Source organism: Nonomuraea sp. NPDC049784, from assembly GCF_040659615.1.
In the GTDB taxonomy this organism is placed as follows: Bacteria; Actinomycetota; Actinomycetes; order Streptosporangiales; family Streptosporangiaceae; genus Nonomuraea.
This window is the reverse complement of record NZ_JBFAMX010000233.1, coordinates 1-15,334: the sequence shown is the minus strand read 5'-3', so window position 1 is coordinate 15,334 and position 15,334 is coordinate 1. Positions and strand designations below refer to the sequence as shown.

Genomic DNA, 15,334 nt, shown 5'->3' with positions numbered 1-15,334 from the left:
TTGGCTGGTCAACCTGTCCGATCGTGTGCAACATAGTGCACAGTTGGGGCGTCGCGGGCGCCTTCGATGTCACTCAGTTTGTCACTCGTGCCAGCAGCGTCACGGGCAGGCCGCGCCCGGCCAGCCCGCGGGCCGCCTCGATGCCGAGCAGGCCGCCGCCGACGACCACGGCGTTTCGGGCCTGCTGGGCGGCCTCGATGATGCGCTCGCAGTCGTCGAGCGTGCGGAACGGGATGGCCCGCTCCACGCCAGGGATCGGCGGCACGATCGCGTCGCTGCCGGTGGCCAGGACCAGCAGGTCGTACGGCTCGCGCCGCCCGCCCTCGGTCACCACGTGCCTGGTCTCCCTGTCGATGTGGGCGACCGCGTCGCCGAACGCGGCCTCGACGCGGTGGGCGCCGTACCACGTGGAGTCGATCAGCCGCACCTGCTCGGGGCGCGAGCTGCCGGCCAGCACGTTGGACAGCAGCACCCGGTTGTAGGGCTGGCGCGACTCCGCGCCGAATACAGTGATCTTGATGTGCGGGTCCCTGTCGCGTACCTCGCTGACCAGCCGCGACCCGGCCATCCCGTTGCCTACGACGACGAGCCTCATCATGAGTCCCTCTCCACCCTGACCGCGCAGACCTTGAACTCCGGCATCTTCGATGTCGGGTCAAGCGCCGGGTTGGTGAGCCGGTTGGCGCCCTCCCAGTGGAAGGGCATGAAAACGGTGTCGCGCCTGATGGCGTCGCTGATCCTGGCCACGGCCTTGGCCTCGCCCCTTCTGCTGCTGACCCGCACGACGTCCCCCGGCGAGATGTCGAGCTGCTCGGCGAGGTCCGGGTGCAGCTCGACGTACGGCTCGGGGGCGGCCTGGACGAGCGGCGCGATCCTGCGGGTCTGGGCGCCGCTCTGGTAGTGGGCGAGCACCCGGCCGGTGCTCAGGTGCACCGGGTAGTCCTCGTCGGTCTCCTCGGCCGCGGGCCGGTGCTGGACGGGCACGAACCTGGCCCGGCCGTCCGGGGTGGCGAAAGAGTCGAGGAACGGGCGCGGCGTGCCGGGGTGGCCTGGCTCGGGGCAGGGCCAGAAGACTCCCTTCTCGGCGGTGATGCGCTCGTAGGTGATGCCGGAGTAGTCGGCGAGCCCGTCCTTGCTCGCCCGGCGCAACTCGTCGAAGATCGTGACCGGCTCGGTGTCGAAGCGGTGCCCGAGCCGTTCCGCGAGCCCCGCGATCACGTCGAGGTCGCTCCTGACGCCCTCGGGCGGCGCGACGGCCTGACGGCGGAGCAGGACGCGCCCCTCGAGGTTGGTCATGGTGCCGCTCTCCTCGGCCCACTGCGTCACCGGGAACACCACGTCTGCCAGCGCGGCGGTCTCGGACATCACGAAGTCGCAGGTCACGAGCAGATCGAGGGAGGCGATGCGCTCGGCCACGTGCTCGGCGGCCGGCGCGGAGATCACCGGGTTGGACCCGAACAGCAGCAGCGCCCGGGGCCCGCCCGGCGTCCCGAGAGCGTCGAGCAGCTCGTACGCCGACCGCCCGGGCCCAGGCAGGTCCTCGGGCCGTACCCCCCACACGCCCGCCACGTGCTCCCGGGCCGCCGGGTCGTCGATCTTGCGGTAGCCGGGGAGCTGGTCGGCCTTCTGCCCGTGCTCCCTGCCTCCCTGACCGTTGCCCTGCCCGGTCACGCACCCGTACCCGGAGCCGTGCCTGCCGGGCAGGCCCAGCGCCAGGGCCAGGTTGATGAACGCGGTGACCGTGTCGGTGCCCTTCGCGTGCTGCTCGGCGCCGCGCCCGGTCAGGATGTACGCGTTGCCCGCCGCGGCCAGCGCCCTGACCGCCTGCCGCATCCGGTAGACGGGCACCCCGGTGATCCGCTCGACCCGCTCCGGCCACCAGGAGGCCAGCGCCGTGCGCACCTCCTCGAAGCCGGTGGTGCGCTCGGCCACGTACGCCTCGTCCACGAGTTCGTCCGCGATGGCCAGGTGCAGCATCCCGAGCGCCAGGGCCAGGTCGGTGCCGGGCGTGGGCTGCAGGTGCAGCCAGGCCAGCTTGGCCGTCTGCGTGCGCCGCGGGTCGATGACGATCACGCGCGGGCCGCTCAGGTGGCGCACGAACGGCGGCATGGTCTCGGCGACGTTCCCGCCGGCCAGGAGAACGACGTCGGCCTCGGCCAGGTCGGTGATGGGGAACGGCATGCCGCGGTCCATCCCGAACGCTCTGATCGACGCGGCGGCGGCCGACGACATGCAGAAGCGGCCGTTGTAGTCGATCTGGCTCGTGCCCAGCGCGACCCTGGCGAACTTGCCGAGCTGGTAGGCCTTCTCGTTCGTGAGCCCGCCACCGCCGAACACGGCCACGCCGTCGGGGCCGTGTTCGGCGCGGATGGCGGCCAGCCGCTCCGCCACGTAGTCGAGGGCGACGTCCCACTCCACGGGCTCGCCGTGCAGGAGCGGGGCGGTCAGGCGCTCGCCGTTGGTGAGCAGCTCACCCGCCGTCCAGCCCTTCTGGCACAGCGCGCCCGAGGCGTTGGCGGGGATGTCGGTCCTGGGGCTGATGGCCAGCCCAGGACCGATCTCCATGCCGCACTGCAGCGCGCAGTACGGGCAGTGAGTCTTCGTCACGTCAGACCCGGGCATAGGCGAGGCTGGCCACGACCGAGGCGCCGACCTTGCGGGTGTAGCACCACCAGGTCAGGGCGAAACAGGACACGTAGAAGACCCCGAAGGCGAGGAAGGCGGGTGCCGGGGTCCCGGCGGCGGCGAACGCCATCCCGAACGCCCGGTTGATGAGGAACCCGCCCAGCGCTCCGACCGCCGAGATGATGCCGATGGCGGCGGACGCCTGACGCTTGCCGTACATCAGGGCCTCCTCGCCCTCGCCGCGCTCGGCGATCGCCTTGGCCTGGAAGATGGCCGGGATCATGCGGTACGTGGAGCCGTTGCCGATGCCGGCGGTCACGAAGAGCACCTGGAAGGCCAGGAAGAACATCCAGAAGTTGCCGGAACCGCTGGCCAGCCAGACCAGGAGCACGCCGCCGCCCATCCCGGCGAAGTTCCACAGCGTCACGGGGGCGCCGCCGAGCTTGTCGGCCAGCCAGCCGCCCACCGGCCTGATCAGCGAGCCCAGCAGCGGCCCGACGAACGCCACCGCGGCGAACGGGGCCTCGGGGAAGAGGCTCTTGCTGAGCAGCGGGAAGGCCGTCGAGTAGCCGATGAACGAGCCGAACGTCCCGATGTACAGGAACGACATGATCCACGTCTGGGCCTTGCCCGCCACCGCGAGCTGCTGGCGAGGGTCGGCCTTGGCAGTGGTGAGGTTGTCCATGAAGAACCAGGCGCAGGCGCCGGCCACGACGACGAACGGGATCCAGAACCATCCGGCGGCGGCGAGGCCGAACGCGCCGATCACCAGCGGCATGACGAGCTGGACGGAGCTGACGCCGACGTTGCCGCCGGCCGCGTTCAGGCCCAGCGCGATCCCCTGCTTGTTGCGGGGGTAGAAGTAGGTGATGTTGGCCATGCTGGAGGCGAAGTTCCCGCCTCCGACGCCGGCCAGGGCCGCGATCACCAGGAAGAGCCAGTACGGCGTGGCCGGGTTGTTGACCGCCACCCCGAGCAGCACGGCAGGGATGAGCAGCAGCATCGCGCTGACCACCGTGAAGTTGCGCCCGCCGAACTTGGCGGGGCCGAACGTGTAGGGCACGCGTAGCACCGAGCCGACCAGGTTCGGCAGCGCGACCAGCCAGAAGAGCTCGTCGGTGGAGAACTCGTAGGCCCCCATCTTGGTGGCGACGATGCTCCACAACGTCCACACGGTGAAACCGAGGTGCTCGGCCAGGATCGAGAAGATCAGGTTGCGCCGTGCGACACGCTTGCCTGAACTCTCCCAGAAGGCTGGGTCATCGGGGTGCCACTCGGCGATCCAGCGCGCCATCGAACTCTCCTACACTCGGCGTCCGGGGGGATCTCCAAGGTAGGAAGCGCTCGTTACGCACTTTGACAATCCGTGGCTGTGCGTTCGTTACGTGTGATTCACCGCTGTAACAAGCCACGCACAAGCGTCACGGACGAAACACGTTCGTAACGATCCACTGTCGTCCGGGGAAACGTCTCACCGCGATACGTCACCGTACGTGCACGTCAGTCCCGGCGGGCGCCCAGGCGCTGGAGCGGCTCGTCGGTCAGCCGGTACTTCAGCCACTCGTCCTGGCGCACCGCGCCGAGCTTCTCGTAGAAGCCGATGCTGGGCTCGTTCCAGTCGAGGACGGCCCATTCGAGCCGCTGGTAGCCGCGCTCGGCGCAGATCCCGGCCAGCTCCCTCATGAGCGCGAAGCCGTGGCCGCCGCCCCGGTGCTGGGGGCGTACGTAGAGGTCCTCCAGGTAGATGCCGTGCACTCCCCGCCACGTCGAGAAGGTGAGGAACCACAGCGTGAAGCCGGCCACCTCCCCGTCCTGCTCGGCGATGTGGGCGAACGCGGCGGGGTGGTCGGAGAAGAGGGCGGTGTGGAGCTGCTGCTCGGTCACCCGCGCCTCGTGTGCGGCCTTCTCGTACTCGGCGAGCTCACGAATCATGCTGACGATCTCGGGCACATCGGTGGGTGTAGCGGGACGAATCATGCCGTTCAGTCTGGAGTGGACCCCGCCGAGTGTGCAAAACGGCCCAGCCCTCAGTGACTATCCGTCATCCGCTGGGAACTGGGTGGAACCTTTCGCCAGTTAGGCGAATCAAAGAGGGGAAAGATCGAAACGGGAGAAGTATGCAGCTTCATTTGGACGGACAGCGCCTGCTCTCACAGCTCCTGGAGGACTACCTGGGGCAGTGGGAGGACCGGACGGGGATCGCGGTGGAGGTGTGGGCGCTGCCGGGCGGCGACGTGCCGCCCCCTGTCGCGGAGGCGGTCCTGGCCACCGTGCGGGAGGCGTTCGACAACGTGGAGCGGCACAGCGGGGCCCGTACCGTGTCGATCGCGGTCACCGCGGGGGCCCGCGGGTTGCGGCTGACCGTCAGCGACGACGGGGTCGGCTTCCCGCTGGAGGCGGAAGGGCGGGGGCTGCGGGCCATGAAGGCCGGTATGGCGAAGATCTCCGGCACATTGCAGATCAACAGCGTGCTGGGGGCGGGCACCACGGTGAGCGCCGTCGCACCCCTCGGCTAGAGCCAACTTGACCATCCTGGACACTAGTACCCATGGAACAACGCACGTTGGGACGGACAGGACGCCAGGTGGGCACCGTGGGCCTCGGCGCGTGGCAACTCGGCGCCGACTGGGGGCAGGTGACGGAGGACGATGCCGTCGCCACCCTGAGCGCCGCCGTGGACGCGGGCGTCACCTTCATCGACACGGCCGACGTCTATGGCGACGGGCGCAGTGAGCAGATCGTCGGCCGCTTCGCCAAGGCCCGCCCGGAGCTGACCGTGGCCACCAAGATGGGCCGCCGGCTGGAGCAGATCCCCTCGAACTATGTGATGTCCAACTTCCGCGCCTGGAACGAGCGCTCCCGCCGGAACCTGGGCGTGGACACCATCGACCTGGTCCAGCTCCACTGCCCGCCGACCCCGGTGTACTCGACGGACGCGGTCTTCGACGCCCTGGACACGCTGGTGGCCGAGCAGAAGATCGCGGCGTACGGGGTCAGCGTGGAGACGTGCGAGGAGGCGCTGACCGCGATCGCCCGGCCGGGGGTGGCGAGCGTGCAGATCATCCTCAACGCGTTCAGGCTCAAGCCTCTGGAGCAGGTCCTGCCCGCCGCCCGCGCCGCCGGGGTGGGCATCATCGCCCGGGTCCCGCTGGCCAGCGGCCTGCTGTCCGGCCGGTACGACGAGCACACGACCTTCAGCCCGGACGACCACAGAAACTACAACCGGCGCGGGGAGGCGTTCGACGTCGGGGAGACCTTCTCGGGCGTGGACTTCGGCACGGGCCTGGAGGCGGTCCGCCGCCTGGCCCCGCTGGTGCCGTCTGATGTGACGATGGCCCAGTTCGCCCTCCGCTGGATCCTGGACCAGGAGGGCGTCTCGGTGGTCATCCCGGGCGCCCGCAACCCGGCCCAGGCCACCGCCAACGCTTCCGCGGCGTCCCTGCCCTCGCTCGACGCCGCGACCCTGAAGGCGGTCCAGGAGATCTACGACGACCTGGTCCGCCCTCAGGTCCACCACCGCTGGTAAGGGTCAGGAGCGGACGAACCCGTTGACGACGAGGGGCAGCGACGCGTCGAGCCCGGCGACGTTGAGCACCCCGTCGTCCTTGGGGTCGCCGATCGAGTAGCCGGCGGCGGTCATCGCGGCGACGACGACGCGCGCCAGCGGGTTGATCTTGCGCCGGTAGGCCTCCACGGCCTGCGCCGGGTGGGAGCGCCCCGCCCAGGTCTCGCTGTCGGTGAACACCACGATCCCGTCCGCGTTCAGCCGCTTCTTGGACGCCCAGGTGAACGGCAGCGACAGGTCGGTGCCGCCGCCGGAGGGCTGCCAGGAGGCGATCTCGCGCAGGTTGGTGCGAGGGGTCACCTTCGAGGCATGGACCGTTGTGTCGACGTCGATGACGTGTACGTTGCCCTTCTCGATGCGGGACAGCATGACGGCCATCGCGCAGCCGACCTCGTACGTGGTGCCGAGCGGCGAGCCGCCCGCGTAGACGTGGCCGTACGACATCGAGCCGGACGAGTCCACCGCGACCAGCAGCCGCTTGCCGGACGGCTCGACCGAGCCGAAGGAGAGCTCGTACGTCTCCTCCAGCGCGTCCAGGACGGCCGGCACGGGCTGCCATGTCTGGCGGGCGGCGCGCGGGCTCGGCTGGGCCTGCCCGGACGCGTAGACGCGCATGGCCAGCCAGGCGTCCATGGGGTGGACGCGGGCCTTCAGCAGCGCCTCGCGGTCGGTGAGCCGGTCGACCGCACGCCGGGTGGTGTCGCCCATCGGCGTGAGGGCGCCGATGCGGGTCATCCGGGCGAGATTGCGCAGGAGCGCCGTCATGCCGATCGTGCCGGCGAGCGTGTCCCACACCTCCGGCTCGCGCAGCATCGCGTCAGGCAGGAACTCCCAGGGCACCCGCAGCTCCGTCACCACGCGCACGGCCTCGTCCGCGCTGGTGACGGCCTTCGCCGTGAGGAACCGGTGGACGGCTGGCAGCGCCTCGCGAGCCTGCTCGTCCGTCACGTTCCCCGCGATCCACCCGAACAGCACCTTCCGCTGCTCGTCGTCCGCGGCCGGGTGGGCGATGCGCAGCACGTCACGCAGGTCGAACGCCTCGCCCTGGGGCGTCTTGCGCTGGCGGGCCTTGCACGCCTTGAACGCCACATCGTCCGGGCTGCCGGTCAGGAGCCAGGAGCCGAGCGCCGTACGCAGCGATCGGCCGACGACGGGAGCCGTACCCCGGGCCGTCGCCTTGCCGCCCAGGTTCTTGTAGTAGCCGAAGAACTGGGCGAGATGGTCTGTGGTGCGCGCCACCTTCGCCAGCGCGTGCTTGGCGGCCTGGCGAGTGTCCGCGTCGCCCTTCGCATAGCAGGCGGCGAGGGCGAAGAGGGCAGGGCGCTGCTTCGGCGCCCGCGGCGGGCGGACGCGCCGCGATTGTCGGTGGTGGCGCGTAGCGTGGCGGCTGTGAATCGTACCGACCGGCTCTACGCGCTCGTCGAAGACCTGCGCGCCATCGCGCCCCGCTGCCGCTCCGCACGTGAGCTGGCCAAGCGGTTCGAGGTGAGCGTGCGCACGATAGAGCGCGACATCACCGCCCTGCAAGAGTCAGGAGTGCCGATCTACGCCGAGCCGGGCCGCAAGGGCGGTTACGCCATCGACAAGAAGATGACCCTCCCTCCGCTCAACTTCACCCCGGCCGAGGCGGTGGCCATCGCGGTGGCGCTCAGCCGGGCCGGCGACCAGCCGTTCGGCCGGCAGGCGCGCAGCGCGTTACGCAAGGTGGTGGCCGCCATGCCGGGGTCCGAGGGCGAGCTCGCCAGGGAGCTGGCGCGGCGGGTTCAGCTCGTCCACCTGCCGCCCGAGCCAGGTGCGGAGACCCAGCCGCTCGGCGCCGAGGGGGTCTCCCGGGCCATCGAGGAGGCGCTGTTGCGGCGGCGCGTGCTCAGGCTCGACTACGCGGACGCCAAGGGCATGCTGACCTCGCGTGACGTCGAGCCGGGCGTGTTCCTGGGCGGCCGGGGCGGGTTCTGGTATCTCGTGGCGTGGTGCCGGCTGCGCGATGACGTGCGGGTCTTCCGGCTCGATCGGATCGCCGCCGCGACCGTGACCGCCGAGCGCTGCCCCGACCGGCCGCTCGAAGGCTTCGCCCCCGACGTGCCCGAGATGATCGTGCACGGCACTGTGCTCGATTAGTCAATCGAAAACACCGACATAGGGTTGTCGCTCACCCGTTAGATCGTTGTCTTGTTCGAGAATTCAAGGAGATGACGATGGACAACACGGTGACCTGGTTCGAGGTGGCGACCGACGACCCCGAGGGCGCGCAGGCGTTCTACGGCGGGCTGTTCGGCTGGACGTTCGCCCGCGACGACGAGGGGCCGCTCGACTACCGGATGATCAACTATCCGGGCGGTGAGCAGCCCGCCGGCGGGCTGTTCAACACCAAGGGCGAGTTCCCCGCGCACGCGGTCTTCCACGTGCAGGTTGCCGACGTCGAGGCGGCCTGCGCCAAGAGCGAGTCGCTGGGCGGCAAGGTGATCACGAAGGTGATCGACGACGGCGCCGGCACCGACTTCGCCTACTTGCGTGACACGTCCGGCAGCGTTTTCGGGATCTTCCACCGAAGGTGATCGGCGGCGTCACGATACCTGGGTGATCACCCGTTCGAGAGCCGGAGAGAGCACCTTCCCCGCCGACTCCGGCATGCGGACGGGTCGCTTCGCAGAGAGCGGTTCACCCGGCCCTGGGCACGCCGCCGATCGCCGAGCGGCGGCGCGTCCAGGGCCAAGCAAGCCCAGGGCCAGCCGCGGTCCGAGGAGCTGGCAGGTCAGAAGGCGGCCGTGGCCAGCCAGCGGCTGAGGAGGTCCGAGTCGCCGTACACCTTGAGCGCCTCGGGTGAGCGCCGGCCGTAGAGCAGGAGCAGCAGGTCCTGGGCCGTCCCCTGGACCGCGCTGTCGCCCTTGGCGTGCCCGCGGTCCCAGGAGATCTTCCCGGCCGGGCCCTGGGTGATGGTCCACTCGCCGTCGGCGTCGGTCGCGTGGAGGTGGATCGTGGCCCCCTCCACGCCGAGCTCCGCCAGCCGCGGGGTGATCCAGCCGGCGTACGGCAGGTTGTGCAGAAACTCCTCGATGCCGTCGATCGCGACCTCCGCCGCGATGACCGGGTCGATGCCGAGCGCCAGCTCCGCGTCGACCCGGTGGATCACCAGCTCGAAGACCATCCGGCGGGGCCACCAGGACACCTGCTTGTCAGGGCCCCACGTCCACACGGCCAGCGACGGGTCGGTGGTGCGGAGCGTGTCGAGCAGCTCGGCCGCCCCCGCGGCCAGCCAGGCCGCGTCGCCGCTCCGGCCCTCGGCCAGCCCGCTGGGCACCTGGCGCGACCAGATCCGCTCTTGGACCTGGTTACGCAGGACGTGGGCGGCCCAGCGATGCGTCTGGCCGACATGCGTGATCAGCTCCGCGAGTGTCCATCCCGGGCACGTGGGCACCGGGATGGACAGATCCGTGGCCAGGGCACCGAGGCGCGTGGCCTCTGTGGTGATAAGCGAGTCATACGTCACAGGGCCACATTAGACGGGGCCACATCAGGTCGCCGGGCAGGTGGCACCCTTCGACGGGAGCTTGCCGTCGAGCATGAACCCGTCCACGAGCCCCTGCACACACTTGCTCCCCGACAGGTAGGCCCCGTGCCCCTCGCCCTCGTACGTGACCAGGGTGGCGGTCTTGAGCTGGGCCGTCAGCCTGGGCGCCCACTCGTACGGCGTGGCGGGGTCGCCCCTGCCGCCGATCACGACGATCGGCGCCGACCCTGTGGCGTTCACGTGCCGCGCCTCATCGTTGCCCTTGACCGGCCAGACCCGGCAGAGCCCGCCCGAGCCCTCGCTGCCGAACAGCGGCGAGATCTTCATGGCGGCCGCCGCGGTGCGCCGTATCTGCTCCTCACTGGGCCGTTCGCTGGTGTCCACGCAGGTGATGGCCGGGAAGCTGGTCATCTGCGTCGAGTACGAGCCGTTCTCGGAGCGGCCCGTGTAGGAGTCGGCCAGGTACATCAGCGCCTCGCCATGGCCCTTGAGCGCCTCCGAGAGCGCCTGCTCCAGGAACGGCCAGGTCAGCTCCGAGTACAGCGCCGCCGCCACGCCCGTGGAGGCCAGCCCCTGGGTGAGCTCGCGCCCGCCGACGTTCAGCGGCTTCCCGGTGAGCTGGGTCATCAGCTTCTCGACGTTCGCGTCGGCGGTGGCCTGGTCCTTGCCGATGTCGCACTTGTTCTTGACGCACGCCCGCAGGAAGCTCTCGTACGCCCGCTGGAACCCGCGCGTCTGCACCAGTGTCCGCTGCTCGAACGTCACTGTCGGGTCCAGCGGCGCGTCGAGCACCATGCGGCCCACGTTCTTGGGGAACTCGGTGGCGTACACGGCGCCGAGCTGCGTGCCGTACGACATGCCGATGTAGTTGAACTTGGGATCGCCCACCGCGGCACGGATCCTGTCCATGTCACGGGCGGCGTTCACGGTGCCGACGTACGGAAGGATCTTGCCGGAGTTCTGCTCGCAGAGCGAGGCGAACTGTTTGTTGGCCTGCGCGGTCTCCTGGCGTGTCTGGTTGTCGTCCGGCAGTGTGTCCAGGGCGGTGAACCTGTCCATCTCGGCGCCGTTGCCACAGCGCACCCCGGAGCTGCGCTCGACGCCGCGCGGGTCGAAGCTGACCAGGTCGTAGCGGGTGCGCAGCGTGGAGAGCGCCTTGCCGGCCTGGTCGAGCGTGTCGACGCCCGAGGCGCCGGGCCCGCCGAAGTTGAACACCACCGAACCCAGCTTGTTGCCCTTGCCCGTCGCCGGCAGCTTGATGAGCGCCAGGTCGATCTTCTCCCCGTCGGGCTTGGCGTAGTCCAGGGGCACCGCGAGCTTCCCACACCGTACGGACGTGTCCTGGCGGGCCGGCGGCTCGCCGTTAGGACGCTTGATGTCGGTGCACGGTCCCCAGGTGATCGCATTGGTGTCCGCCGTGGACTGTGTGGCGGGCTCGGCAGCCGGCACTGTGGAGCAGCCGGCGGCGGCCGTCACAAGCAGGGCGGCGGCTAGGACGCGTCGCATAAGACAATTTCCCCTCGTCTCTCAGGGGGAAGTAGTGCCCACAATACGTGACGCCGCACCATACCCGGGTGAGGCGGCACGTACCCCTCCTGACGTGCCGCCTCACAGGCAAACGGCGCGGGCGCCGGAAATGACGGCGCTCCCACGAAAGAACTTCGCGGGAGCGCCGCTCGCGGATGACTCAGACGCCCATCGACTGGGTGTCGTTGCTCTCGGCGCCGCCCGCCTCGGTGACGCCGTTCTTGAGGTGGTAGCGGGCGATCGCCTCGCGCAGCACCTCGCCGTCGAGCTCGCCCCCCTTGACCAGGCTGGTCAGCACGGCCAGCGTGATGGAGGCGGCGTCCACGTGGAAGTGGCGCCGCAGCGCCGAGCGCGTGTCGGACAGGCCGAACCCGTCGGTGCCCAGCGAGGACCAGTCACCCGGCACCCACTGCGCGATCTGGTCCTGCACGGCCTTCATGTAGTCGCTGACGCCCACGAACGGGCCCTGCGCCCGGGAGAGCGCCTGGGTCACGTAGGGGACCCGCTGCTCGGCGTCGGGGTTGAGCAGGTTGTGCTCCTCGCAGGCCATGGCCTCGCGGCGCAGCTCGGACCACGACGTGGCCGACCACACGTCGGCCGACACGCCCCAGTCCTCCGCCAGCAGCCGCTGCGCCTCCATCGCCCAGGGGCCCGCCACACCAGAGGACAGGATGTTGGCCTTCGGCCCCTGGGTCTGCGGCCCTTCGGCGAACTTGTACAGGCCCTTGAGCAGGCCCTGTACGTCGAGGTTCGCGGGCTGGGCGGGCTGCAGGTAGGGCTCGTTGTAGACGGTCAGGTAGTAGAAGACGTCTTCCGGCTGGTCGCCGTACATCCTCCGCAGGCCGTCCTTGACGATGTAGGCCACCTCGAACGCCCAGGACGGGTCGTAGGAGACCGCGGCCGGGTTGGTGGAGGCGATGAGCGGCGTGTGGCCGTCCTCGTGCTGCAGGCCCTCGCCGTTCAGCGTGGTGCGGCCGGCGGTGGCGCCGAGCAGGAAGCCGCGGCCCATCTGGTCGCCCATCTGCCACATCTGGTCGCCGGTGCGCTGCCACCCGAACATCGAGTAGAAGATGTAGATCGGGATCATGTGCTCGCCGTGCGTGGCGTAGGCGCTGCCGGCCGCGATGGCCGAGGCCATCGAGCCCGATTCGCTGATGCCCTCGTGCAGGATCTGCCCCTGCACGGCCTCCTTGTACGACAGCAGCAGCTCCCTGTCGACGGCCTCGTACGTCTGGCCGTGCGGCGAATAGATCTTCGCCGTCGGGAACATGGCGTCGAGGCCGAAGGTGCGGGCCTCGTCAGGAATGATCGGCACGAACCTGTGGCCGATCTCCTTGTCGCGCATGAGGTCCTTCAGCAGCCGCACGAACGCCATCGTGGTGGCCACCTGCTGCTTGCCGGAGCCCTTGGCGAAGCCGCCGTAGACCTCGTCGCCGGGCAGCTTGACCGGCTTGGCGCGCATGACCCGCTTGGGCAGCACGCCGCCGAGCGCCGCGCGGCGCTCCTTCATGTACTGGATCTCGGGGTCGTTCTCGCCCGGGTGGAAGTACGGCGGCAGGTCGCCCTCCAGCGCCGAGTCCGGGATCGGCAGGAAGAGCCGGTCGCGGAACTCCTTCAGCTCGGCCTTGGTGAGCTTCTTCATCTGGTGGGTGGCGTTGCGCGCCTCGAAGTCCTTGCCCAGGGTCCAGCCCTTGATGGTCTGGGCGAGGATCACGGTCGGCTGGCCTACGTGCTCGCGGGCCGCCTTGAACGCCGCGTAGACCTTGTGGTAGTCGTGGCCGCCGCGCGACAGCTTGCGGATCTGGTCGTCGGTCAGGTGCTCGACCATCTTGCGCAGGCGCGGGTCGGAGCCGAAGAAGTTGTCGCGGATGTAGGCGCCCGACTCGACCGAATACGTCTGGAACTGGCCGTCGGGCGTGGTGTTCATCTGGTTGACCAGCACGCCGTCGACGTCCGCCGCCAGCAGCGGGTCCCAGTCGCGGCCCCACACGACCTTGATCACATTCCAGCCGGCGCCGCGGAAGTACGACTCCAGCTCCTGGATGATCTTGCCGTTGCCGCGTACCGGACCGTCGAGCCGCTGCAGGTTGCAGTTGATCACGAACGTGAGGTTGTCGAGCTCCTCGCGGGCCGCCAGGCCGATCGCGCCGAGCGACTCGGGCTCGTCCATCTCGCCGTCGCCCAGGAACGCCCACACGTGGCTGCGGCTGGTGTCCTTGATCTGCCGGTTGAGCAGGTAGCGGTTGAACCGCGCCTGGTAGATCGCGCCGATCGGGCCGAGGCCCATGGAGACCGTCGGGAACTCCCAGAAGTCGGGCATGAGGCGCGGGTGGGGATAGGAGGGCAGGCCGTGGAAGCCCTGCGACAGCTCCTGGCGGAACGCGTCGAGCTGGGCCTCGTTGAGCCGGCCCTCGAGGAAGGCGCGAGCGTAGATGCCGGGCGCCGCGTGCCCCTGGAAGAAGACCTGGTCGCCCGACTCGCCGTGGTCCTTGCCGCGGAAGAAGTGGTTGAAGCCCACTTCGTAGAGAGAGGCGGCGGAGGCGTAGGTGGCGATGTGGCCGCCGACGTTGGTGCGGGCGTTGGCCCTGGACACCATGATGGCCGCGTTCCAGCGGATGTAGGCGCGGATGCGGCGTTCGACGTGCTCGTCACCGGGGAACCAGGGCTCACGCTCCGGCGGGATCGTGTTGATGTAGTCGGTACTCCGCAAACCTGGCACGCCGACCTGGTGCTCGCGGGCCCGCTCCAGCATGCGCAGCATGAGGTAGCGGGCTCTTGCACGGCCTTCGGTCTTGACGACGTTGTCGAGAGACTCGAGCCACTCGTTGGTCTCGCTGGGGTCGACATCAGGCAGCTGGCTGGGTAGGCCGTCGCTGATGATCGAGAATCGCTGGCGTCCGGAAGCCACTGGGTCTCGCCTTCCGAGGATGACTGATGTCTGGTCTGGGTCGTCTTCCATCCTGGTCGCTAGCCGTAGAAAACGCATCTCTACTGGCCGGTAACCAGAGGTGTCTCTGCTGGCAGAGACAGATCAGATGGCCTAGACCACCGATGGTAGGACGAATCGCCCCCAAAGGTTACATCGCAGGAGCAATTTAACAAGACAGGAAAACGGACGAAATTTCGCTCGAATGTCCTCTAGCCCGCTGCCCGTACTCTCCACTCTCCCCCGAAGAGGGGAGGTTCTCACCCCGCACAGCGCGATGTGACCGGGGGAGTCTAACGGCCACCCTCTCAGTACGGCTCCGCGGGGCCGGTCCAACGCGTCCATCGCCGACAAGGACTGAGAATCATGAGAGCACTGCCAGCCATCCTGCTCGTGCCGCTGCTCGCGGCCTGCGGGACCTCCCCCGGCTCCGCTGCTCCATCGGCCACGCCGACCGCCCAGTCGGAGCTGGCCATCTACCGCGAGCTCGCCGCCTGCCTGCGCGCCCACGGGTATCCCAACCTGCCCGACCCCGTCCAGGATCCGCGGACGGGTGAGATCGACCTGCCGCCCGGCACGGTCAAGCCTCCGGACAGCGCGCTGGCGCCCTGCCGGTCGATCATGGCGAAACTGCCCAAGCGCGGCCGTCCCAGCCACCGGCCGCCCACCGCGGCGGAGATGGCCGGGCTGAAGAAGTTCGCCGCCTGCATGCGCTCGCACGGCCTGCGCGACTTCCCCGACCCCAACCCGGAGGGCGACTTCCAGCTCCCCCGCAGCTACGCCTCCAAGGGCAAGCAGGGCATGCGCACCCAGCTCGACGCCTGCAAGAAGGAGCACCCGGGCACGCTCGAAAGAGGCGGCCCCGGCGGCATGTACCTGGAGGAATCCTCATGACGCGCGGGGGCCTGTCCCTGGCCTGCCTGGCCGTGGTCGTCGCCGGCGGCGTCGGCTGGGCCGTCACCCGCCCCACCGCCCAGGCCGGCACGCCGCCGCACGTCACCACGGGCACCGCCCCGGTGACCAGGACCACGGTCGTCCAGAGCCAGCAGGTCGCGGGCACCCTCGGCTACGCGGGCACCCGCGTAGCCATCGCCGCCGGAGATCCGGGCCGGCTGAACCAGAACCCCCGCTCGGGCAACTCACACGCCGGCGACCACCGCTCGGCCCCCTCCGACTCCCCGAC

The 15,334-nt window shown here is 69.8% G+C and carries 13 protein-coding genes and 1 pseudogene; 6 read left to right on the top strand and 8 right to left on the bottom strand.

The genetic code is table 11. The features are described 5' to 3' along the window. Positions 1 to 73 precede the first annotated feature (73 nt). From AB0J09_RS34945 to AB0J09_RS34930, 4 genes are all read right to left on the bottom strand, one after another. Entirely contained in the window at positions 74 to 598 is a 525-nt protein-coding gene (locus AB0J09_RS34945; protein ID WP_360700346.1) for an FAD-dependent oxidoreductase, read from the bottom strand. Next, positions 595 to 2,607 carry a molybdopterin-dependent oxidoreductase gene (locus AB0J09_RS34940; protein ID WP_360700343.1) on the bottom strand — a complete coding sequence of 671 codons (2,013 nt, stop codon included), beginning with the start codon at positions 2,605 to 2,607 and terminating at the stop codon, positions 595 to 597. Before AB0J09_RS34940 ends, AB0J09_RS34945 begins: the two co-directional genes overlap by 4 nt. Position 2,608: 1 nt before the next feature. After that, the gene (locus AB0J09_RS34935) at positions 2,609 to 3,919 is read right to left on the bottom strand and encodes an MFS transporter (protein WP_360700340.1); all 1,311 of its coding nucleotides are present in this window, start codon (positions 3,917 to 3,919) and stop codon (positions 2,609 to 2,611) included. A gap of 206 nt (positions 3,920 to 4,125) precedes the next feature. After that, entirely contained in the window at positions 4,126 to 4,602 is a 477-nt protein-coding gene (locus tag AB0J09_RS34930) for a GNAT family N-acetyltransferase (RefSeq protein WP_360700337.1), read from the bottom strand. Between the two features lie 140 nt (positions 4,603 to 4,742). Between AB0J09_RS34930 and AB0J09_RS34925 the strand changes: the two genes are divergently transcribed. Then, entirely contained in the window at positions 4,743 to 5,141 is a 399-nt protein-coding gene (locus AB0J09_RS34925; protein WP_360700334.1) for an ATP-binding protein, read from the top strand. Between the two features lie 32 nt (positions 5,142 to 5,173). After that, entirely contained in the window at positions 5,174 to 6,151 is a 978-nt protein-coding gene (locus tag AB0J09_RS34920; RefSeq protein ID WP_360700331.1) for an aldo/keto reductase, read from the top strand. A 3-nt stretch (positions 6,152 to 6,154) separates the two neighbouring features. Here the strand turns inward: AB0J09_RS34920 and AB0J09_RS34915 are convergent, their stop codons facing one another. Next, positions 6,155 to 7,429: a TROVE domain-containing protein gene (locus AB0J09_RS34915; RefSeq protein ID WP_360700328.1), complete on the bottom strand. Its 1,275-nt coding sequence runs from the start codon at positions 7,427 to 7,429 to the stop codon at positions 6,155 to 6,157. A gap of 150 nt (positions 7,430 to 7,579) precedes the next feature. Between AB0J09_RS34915 and AB0J09_RS34910 the strand changes: the two genes are divergently transcribed. Both AB0J09_RS34910 and AB0J09_RS34905 read left to right on the top strand, forming a co-directional pair. Next, the gene (locus AB0J09_RS34910; protein ID WP_360700325.1) at positions 7,580 to 8,308 is read left to right on the top strand and encodes a YafY family protein; all 729 of its coding nucleotides are present in this window, start codon (positions 7,580 to 7,582) and stop codon (positions 8,306 to 8,308) included. A gap of 77 nt (positions 8,309 to 8,385) precedes the next feature. Continuing rightward, complete coding sequence (locus tag AB0J09_RS34905; RefSeq protein ID WP_360700322.1) at positions 8,386 to 8,745, top strand: VOC family protein; 360 nt, start codon at positions 8,386 to 8,388, stop codon at positions 8,743 to 8,745. A 197-nt stretch (positions 8,746 to 8,942) separates the two neighbouring features. On the opposite strand, the gene AB0J09_RS34900 is transcribed toward AB0J09_RS34905, so the two are convergent. The 3 genes from AB0J09_RS34900 to aceE all read right to left on the bottom strand — a co-directional run bounded on the left by AB0J09_RS34900 (position 8,943) and on the right by aceE (position 14,133). After that, on the bottom strand, positions 8,943 to 9,677 hold the full coding sequence (locus AB0J09_RS34900) for a maleylpyruvate isomerase family mycothiol-dependent enzyme (protein ID WP_360700319.1): 735 nt from the start codon (positions 9,675 to 9,677) through the stop codon (positions 8,943 to 8,945). A gap of 24 nt (positions 9,678 to 9,701) precedes the next feature. Beyond that, the gene (locus AB0J09_RS34895) at positions 9,702 to 11,204 is read right to left on the bottom strand and encodes an alpha/beta hydrolase (RefSeq protein WP_360700316.1); all 1,503 of its coding nucleotides are present in this window, start codon (positions 11,202 to 11,204) and stop codon (positions 9,702 to 9,704) included. A 181-nt stretch (positions 11,205 to 11,385) separates the two neighbouring features. Further along, entirely contained in the window at positions 11,386 to 14,133 is a 2,748-nt protein-coding gene (gene aceE / locus AB0J09_RS34890; RefSeq protein ID WP_360700313.1) for a pyruvate dehydrogenase (acetyl-transferring), homodimeric type, read from the bottom strand. A gap of 384 nt (positions 14,134 to 14,517) precedes the next feature. On the opposite strand from aceE, the gene AB0J09_RS34885 reads away from it, so the two are divergent. Next, positions 14,518 to 15,045: a hypothetical protein gene (locus AB0J09_RS34885; RefSeq protein ID WP_360700311.1), complete on the top strand. Its 528-nt coding sequence runs from the start codon at positions 14,518 to 14,520 to the stop codon at positions 15,043 to 15,045. After that, positions 15,042 to 15,334, top strand: a pseudogene (locus AB0J09_RS34880) (hypothetical protein); the annotation flags it as partial. The gene AB0J09_RS34885 and the pseudogene AB0J09_RS34880, both read left to right, overlap by 4 nt.